Origin of the sequence: Streptosporangium sp. NPDC023615 (assembly GCF_040640155.1) — a bacterium.
Lineage (GTDB): Bacteria > Actinomycetota > Actinomycetes > Streptosporangiales > Streptosporangiaceae > Streptosporangium.
In genome coordinates this window covers 38225-44689 of the sequence record NZ_JBFABE010000064.1, presented here as the reverse complement: position 1 = coordinate 44689, position 6465 = coordinate 38225, and the positions used below count along the sequence as shown (strand labels likewise).

9 protein-coding genes are annotated in these 6465 nt (G+C 73.6%); 4 read left to right on the top strand and 5 right to left on the bottom strand.

The genetic code is table 11. The annotated features are described in order from the left end of the window. The 5 genes from AB0G16_RS31260 to AB0G16_RS31240 form a co-directional block, all read right to left on the bottom strand. Positions 1–873: hypothetical protein (locus tag AB0G16_RS31260; protein WP_362813085.1), on the bottom strand; the 873-nt coding region annotated here is incomplete at its 3' end. Between the two features lie 105 nt (positions 874–978). Beyond that, entirely contained in the window at positions 979–1296 is a 318-nt protein-coding gene (locus tag AB0G16_RS31255; RefSeq protein ID WP_362813082.1) for a helix-turn-helix domain-containing protein, read from the bottom strand. Positions 1297–1480: 184 nt separating this feature from the next. Next, positions 1481–2434, bottom strand: coding sequence for a serine hydrolase (locus tag AB0G16_RS31250; RefSeq protein WP_362813079.1), 954 nt, complete (start codon positions 2432–2434; stop codon positions 1481–1483). 8 nt (positions 2435–2442) lie between these two features. Further along, positions 2443–3108, bottom strand: coding sequence for a hypothetical protein (locus AB0G16_RS31245; RefSeq protein ID WP_362813076.1), 666 nt, complete (start codon positions 3106–3108; stop codon positions 2443–2445). A 61-nt stretch (positions 3109–3169) separates the two neighbouring features. Beyond that, the gene (locus AB0G16_RS31240; RefSeq protein ID WP_362813073.1) at positions 3170–4312 is read right to left on the bottom strand and encodes a GTP-binding protein; all 1143 of its coding nucleotides are present in this window, start codon (positions 4310–4312) and stop codon (positions 3170–3172) included. 235 nt (positions 4313–4547) lie between these two features. On the opposite strand from AB0G16_RS31240, the gene rpmB reads away from it, so the two are divergent. From rpmB to AB0G16_RS31220, 4 genes are all read left to right on the top strand, one after another. Beyond that, the gene (gene rpmB, locus AB0G16_RS31235; RefSeq protein WP_362813070.1) at positions 4548–4784 is read left to right on the top strand and encodes a 50S ribosomal protein L28; all 237 of its coding nucleotides are present in this window, start codon (positions 4548–4550) and stop codon (positions 4782–4784) included. Next, a complete protein-coding gene (rpsN, locus tag AB0G16_RS31230) occupies positions 4784–5083 on the top strand; it encodes a 30S ribosomal protein S14 (protein WP_362813067.1) in 300 nt (99 codons plus the stop codon). Before rpmB ends, rpsN begins: the two co-directional genes overlap by 1 nt. A 3-nt stretch (positions 5084–5086) precedes the next feature. Further along, positions 5087–5251 carry a 50S ribosomal protein L32 gene (rpmF, locus tag AB0G16_RS31225; RefSeq protein WP_362813064.1) on the top strand — a complete coding sequence of 55 codons (165 nt, stop codon included), beginning with the start codon at positions 5087–5089 and terminating at the stop codon, positions 5249–5251. A gap of 97 nt (positions 5252–5348) precedes the next feature. Next, complete coding sequence (locus tag AB0G16_RS31220; protein WP_362813061.1) at positions 5349–6392, top strand: ABC transporter substrate-binding protein; 1044 nt, start codon at positions 5349–5351, stop codon at positions 6390–6392. Positions 6393–6465: the final 73 nt, after the last annotated feature.

Sequence of the window (6465 nt, the reverse complement as noted above, 5' to 3'; positions counted from 1 at the left end):
CAGCCGGAACGCCACCTCCAGCCGGTCGGCCAGGGCGGGCTCGATGCGCTTGAACATGCGGTCCAACTGCCCCGGCACCCCGGCGTGCCGGGTGACCCGGCAGGCGGCGCGCAGCGCCGAGACCGCCTCGGGCGTCGGGTGCTCCTCCACGGCGCGGGCGATCTCGAACAGCAGTGCCTGGGAGGGCAGGGTCCTGGCCGTGGTGGGCGCCACCGCGATCCCGCGCACCAGGCTCTCCAGCAGTTCGGGCAGCCAGGGCTCGTCCCGCAGGAGCGCCAGCCGCACGGCCCGGCCGACGGTCGCCCTCTCCTCGTTCTCGAACGCCTTCTCCGCCGCGTAGGGGATCTCGCCGGCGTGGATCGCCGCGACGCGGGCCTCGGCCGCCTCCAGGGCCGTCCGGGCGAAGTCCGGGTAGCCGGGCAGGCCGCCGAGCCATTCGGTCACGCCGGACGGCGGCGGGACGACGTGATGGGGCTCCTGCCGCACCGCCTCGGCGAACAGGGCCCGCCGCTCCACGTCCCAGCCGAGCGGCACGGCCGCCTCGGCGAGGGTGATCGGCGCGCACCACCCGGCGAGCCAGACGCTCACCTCGGCGTCCATGCCCGCCAGTTCCGCCGCCACCAGCGCGTCGAAGGGGCCGACGGATCGCTCCTCGTCCCGCAGCAGGAATTCGACCAGCTCACGGGCCGGGTCGACCACCCACCGCCGGGCCTGCCCGTCGAGCACGTACCGGATCGACGCCAGGTCCTCGCCGATCCGGACCCGCGTGCCCAGCGCGGCGCTCAGCCGGGAGGTGACGGGCCAGTACGTGGGGTCCTTCGCGGTCCCGGTGATCAGGTCGAGCAGGCGCCGCGCGAGGGGGGAGGGGGGCATGTCGATGGGTTCCTGTCAGGGGTGGGTCCGGGGGAGGGCGGACGGATCGCCGTGGTGGATCTTACGCGCCCGCCGGGCCCCCACCGGGAAGACCGCGGGGTCCTCTCACCGGGCGCCGGGGTGCTCGGCCACGTCGACCGCGGCGGCGGCCAGCGCCAGCACGGGGAAGATCGCGTGTGGCGGCACCCGGTACACCCCCCGCTCGGGCTGCTCGACCAGCCCGGCCGAGGCCAGCGTCTTGAGGTGGTGGTAGAGCTGGCCGGGCGAGGCCAGGTCCAGCTCGGCCTGCAGGTCGGCGATCGCCCTGGGTCCCGTGACCAGGACCTGCAGGATCTCGAAGCGCGCCGGATGCCCGGCGGCGGCCAGCACCGCGGCCAGCGGACCGGCCGGCTGCCGAAGCAGCCAGCCGGGGCTGCGGGCCATCTCCCACTGCCATCCGTAGCCGCCGAACCTGGCCTGGCCGCCGTAGGTGATCAGACCGCTGTCGTCGCCGACCTCCGGCGGCTCGGGGGCGGCGAGCGTGGCGAGCGTGGCGAGCGCGGTCTCTAGGGCGGCGACCCGTGCCTCGAGGGCCTGGTATCGGTCGTCGGCACTGGTCAGGGTCGCCTCACTTCAACGCTGCGCGGACCTTCGCGAAGAAGGCGGGGTCGGTCTCCATTCGCACGATGAACTGCTGATGAGCATAGCTTCGCATCCCGGAGAACCAGGTCGCCTCGGGCAGGCGCCGCAGCGCGAGGACGGTCTCGCGCGGCTTCTCGCCCGGCCGGACGGTGTACATGGCCTCGCTGATGACGCCGGGCAGGGAACCGCCCTTGGTGCCGATGAGGAGCTTGCCGGGGTCGGCGCCGGGCCGGCGCATCGGCCACTCCAGGTGCCGGCTCGCGGTCCTGTCCTTCCTGAGCCCGGCCAGCACCCCGCGCAGGACGCCGGGTTCGACGCGGGTGACGGTCTCGGCCCAGTCCGCCTGCCGGGCGAAGGGGGGGAGCGTGATCCGCACCTGCTTGCCGGCCTTGACGTACCTCTTCAGGCAGGCGTCGGCGGACAGCCGGCAGCCGCCGAAGGCGCGGAGCATCTCACCGTTGACGGTGCCGACGCGCGTCCGCGCGATCCCGCGCAGCGCGCCGGGGCCGAGGCGGTCGCGCAGCAGGTCGGCCGCGGCGTTGTCGCTCTCCTCGATCATGGCGGAGACGACCTGGTCGAGCGTGACGCTCGCGCCGGGCTTGAGCCGCTTGAGCGCCGCCTCGTGGGCGCCGCCGTCGGTTCCGGGCAGGTGGTAGGCGTTCCACAGGGCCACCGGGACGCGCTCGCCCGGCCTGACCTTCCCCTTGCGGACGGCGTCGGAGTAGGCGGCGAGATGGGTGATCTTGATGGTCGACGCCACGGGGGTGAGGCGGCGGGCGTTGTGGCTGAGGCCCCGGGTCACCAGGGCGACGTCGTCGGGGTGGGCGCGGATGTAGGCGAGTACGGCCTCGGCGTCCTTGAGGTCGGCGGGAGGGGCGACGGCGCCGGTCGTCGGGGCCGCCAGCGCTGTGGTCAAGAGCATGGCGAGGATGGATTGCATACCTCGATTCAACCACAAATCCGAAATTTCGGAATAGCAATTTTTCGCGAGAGTGACTCACCGGGGCCGCCGCCCGGTGTCACCCGGCCTTCCGGTCGTCGCCGCGCGTGTCGCGGGCAAGGTGGTGCTGGACGTCGTCCGCTGAGGTGCCGGAGGAGGACCCCCGTCAGTCCCGGGGGTGCGCGGGGAGGGGTGAGGCCGGGGCCGGCCGGTGACGCGGGGCCGGCGGGGTCGTGGGCGGAGCGTGCCAGCCAGACCATCGTCAGAGCGCCCACGGCGCCCACGGCCCCGTAGAGGAGATCCCCCCGCTGTCCGAGCGGCCGGCTCATCCCTCCGGCGGCGAGCGACGCCAGCAGGGCGGCGATGCCGTACCGGACGGTGGACGGCCGCCGGCGGTCGTCCCGCCACTGCGCCCGCAGGGCCAGGGCGGTCCAGATCGGCGCCGCCAGGCCGCAGACCAGGGACAGTCCCGGGATCGTGGGCCGGCCGAGGACGTCCAGCACGTCGAGGAGCGCGAAACCCCCGTAGCCCAGCAGGCCCGCGGCGCGCATCCGGTCGGTCCGGACGGGGTCGCGCACCAGCACCGCCTGGAGCGTGACGACGACGCCGCACATCACCGCGGCGTCGAGCACCGACATCCACCAGGGCCACGACGGCAGGAGGAAGTGGAACAACCAGGACGCCGCGGCGACGTACAGCGCCGTCCGCAGCCACCGGGCGTGGGGCGGCGGGGCTTCACGCGCTCTCCTGGAGGGCGAGGATGGTGGCGAAGGGGTCGGGGCAGGTGGTCCAGGCCGCGGGCCCCGCCTCCCGTTCGGCCTCGGTGAGCAGGCAGGAGTCGAGCAGCGCGGTGACGCGGCCGGCGTCGAGGTCGGGGCCGGTGAAGACCAGGTGCTGGGTGCGGTCGCCGTACTCGGCGTCCCAGTCCAGGGCGGCGGCCGTACGCCGGGCGGGGGAGACCATCTCCCAGGCGGCCTCGGGAAGAGCGGCGAGCCACGGGCCCGCGTCCTCCACCGAGACGGCGCCGGCCACCGCGTCCCAGGCCAGCAGCCGTTCGGGACGTGTGACCAGCCAGAACCGCCCGCGGGAGCGGACCGACTCGGTGACCAGCTCGTCCACGGCGTCGAACAGGCGCGCCGGGTGCAGCGGGCGGCGCCGGTGCCAGACCACGGTGGTGATCTCCTCGGTCCGGGTGTCGCAGGGCAGCCGGGCGGTCGCGGGGTCCACCCGTTCGGCCAGTTCGACGGTGCAGAGCGCGGCGGCGCGGACCTCGGGCGGGGTGGTGGTCCGGTGGACGGGGGTGAGGGGGGCGAGGTGGGTGAGCACGCGGCGGGACAGATCGTCGTCGTCGGCGTCACCGCCGTGCAGGACCAGGGCGGTGGCGTACTCGATCTGGCGGGCCAGCACCTCGGCCAGGTGGCGTTCGTCGCCGTCGGCCGCGGACAGGCCGGTCTCGGTCAGGCGGTCGCCGCGGGTGATGTCGATCGGCATGTACTCGGCGTGCAGGGCGGTGAGCACGGCGGTCAGGCGCAGCGTGTCGCGGGTCTCGTCGCGGTCGATCGCCTCGGCCACCGATCGGGGCTCGACCGAGTCCCACAGGTCCACGACGAGCAGGGAGGCGGCCGGGGCGCGCCGGACGAGTTCGGGGAGGAGGTCCTCGCGGACGGCGCAGGTGAGGCAGCCGTGCGCGAGCCGTATCTCGGTCAGGTCGAGGATGCCGGAGCGGTCGCGGACGAGGCGCTCGACGCGGCCGCCGGTCACCGAGCGCAGGTCGTGGTGGACGGCGACGGCGCCGGGATGGTCGTGCAGCAGCCGGTCGACGGTGGCGGTGCGGGCCTGGGCGTGCAGGCCCGCGACGAGGACGACGGGAGTGGACACGGGTCTCCTTCCGGATGTGGGGACGGTCTCGTTCGCGGTGTCGCGTGCCGGGCTCCATTTGCGTAAATGAAAACCGTTCCCATTATCATTGCATGCCTCGACACCCTGAGAGGAACCCGATGACGAGAAACGACCTGCGTCCCACGATCGGGAGCGGATCCGGTGCGGGCACCGGCGCCGCCCCCGTGGCGCGCGAGAACCGACGCGACGGCCTCCGTCGCCGCGGGAGGGCCTGATGTCGGCCCACTGCCGGCTCACCGGCACCGCGCCGGTCTTCGGCAACAACGTCTCCCACTCCCACCGGCGCACCCGCCGCCGCTGGAACCCCAACATCCAGCACCACCGCTACTGGCTGCCCACCGAGAACCGCTACGTGCGGCTCACCCTCAGCGCCAGAGCCGTCAAGACCATCGACAAGATCGGCATCGAGGCCGCCGTGGCCCGCATCCGCGCCAAGGGAGGAAAGGTCTGATGGCCAAGAAGAGCAAGATCGCCGCCAACGAGCGCCGCAAGACGATCGTGGCCCGCCACGCCGCACGCCGCGCCGAACTCAAGGAGACCATCCGCACCGGCACCCCCGAGGAGCGGGCCGCGGCCCTGCGGGCGCTGGCCCGCCGGCCACGCGACGCCTCCGCCACCCGAGTGCGCAACCGCGACGCCGTCGACGGCCGCCCCCGCGGCCACCTGACCACGTTCGGCCTGTCGCGCATCCGCTTCCGCGAGATGGCCCACCGCGGCGAACTGCCCGGTATCACCAAAGCGAGCCGGTGAACCGTGGCCGTCCCCAAGCGGAAGATGTCACGCAGCAACACCCGCCACCGCCGCTCGCGGTGGAAGGCCGTCGCACCCGACCTGGTACCGATCACCGTTGACGGACGGGAACTGCTGGTGCCCCGCCCCCTGGTCCGCGCCTACCGGCGCGGGCTCCTCGCTCCCTGACCGCTCCCCGGCGAGCCGTGTCCCGGCCCGGTGACGAACCTCGTCCCGGGCCCTGGCCTTGGCTTTCGCCCTTTTTCCTCCTGTAGGGTCGTCAAATATGAAAATCATTTCCGTCGGAGTGGCCGGTTGTCTGCTCGCGGCCCTCACCGCCTGCGCGAGCCCCGGTGGCGCGTCCTCCAGCGGCACCACCGGCGCCCCGTCGTCCGGTGCGCCCGCCACCACGGACGCTTCGTCGTCCGGTGCGCGTGCCGCCACGGAGCTGACGAGCTGCGGCCTTCCCCTCCGCGTCACCTCGCCGCCGCGACGGGCGGTCTCCATGGAGCAGAACGCGACGGAGATCATGCTGACGCTGGGCCTGGCCGACCGGATGGTCGGCACGGCCTACCGGACGGACCCGGTGCTCGACGAGCTCAAGGGCGACTACGACAAGGTGCCCGTCCTGGCCGCCCAGTACCCCGGCCGTGAGGCACTGCTGGCAGCGACCCCCGACTTCGTCTACTCGATGCGCGCCTCCGCCTACGCCCCCGACGCCGGCGGCACCCGCAAGGACCTGGCCGGGCTGGGCGTGCCGGCCTACCTGTCGTCCAACGACTGCGAGGACCGCGCGCTGATCCCCGCCTCGGTGTCGTTCGACGCCATCTTCGCCGAGATCGGCGACATCGCGAAGATCTTCGATGTCACCGAGCGCGGCCAGAGCGTGGTGACCGACCTGCGCCGGCGCCTGGAAGCCGCCAGGACCGCGGCCGACACCGGCAGGGAGGCGAAGCTGATGTGGTACTACTCCGGCACCAAGACCCCGGCCATCGCCGGTCGCGGAGGGCTTCCCGACACCATCGGCACGCTCCTCGGCGCGGGCAACGCGTTCTCCGACATCACCCGGCAGTGGGCGGAGGGCGACTGGGAGACGATCGCCGAGCGCGACCCCGACGTGATCGTGCTGGCCGACCTCACCCGCGGCGGCGACGGTGACAGCGCCGAGGCCAAGAAGGCCTTCCTGCGCTCCGACCCCGTCGCCTCCAAGCTCACCGCCGTGAGGAACGACCGCTTCATCGTCGTGCCCGGCTCGGCCATGGATCCCTCGATCAGAAGCGTCGGCGCCGTGGAGCAGGTCGGCAGGGGACTGCGCGACCTCGACGGCTGATCCACCGCCGGGCCGCCCTCCCGTCCGTGGTCCGCCCGGACCGACGGCCGGGGAACCTTCACGACCGGTCGGC

Excerpts from the sequence above, each read along its gene's own strand:
- AB0G16_RS31250 (WP_362813079.1), bottom strand. The coding sequence starts at position 2,434 with ATGCAATCCATCCTCGCCATGCTCTTGACCACAGCGCTGGCGGCCCCG.
- rpmB (WP_362813070.1), top strand. The coding sequence starts at position 4,548 with ATGTCGGCCCACTGCCGGCTCACCGGCACCGCGCCGGTCTTCGGCAAC.
- AB0G16_RS31255 (WP_362813082.1), bottom strand. The coding sequence starts at position 1,296 with ATGGCCCGCAGCCCCGGCTGGCTGCTTCGGCAGCCGGCCGGTCCGCTG.
- AB0G16_RS31220 (WP_362813061.1), top strand. The coding sequence starts at position 5,349 with ATGAAAATCATTTCCGTCGGAGTGGCCGGTTGTCTGCTCGCGGCCCTC.
- rpsN (WP_362813067.1), top strand. The coding sequence starts at position 4,784 with ATGGCCAAGAAGAGCAAGATCGCCGCCAACGAGCGCCGCAAGACGATC.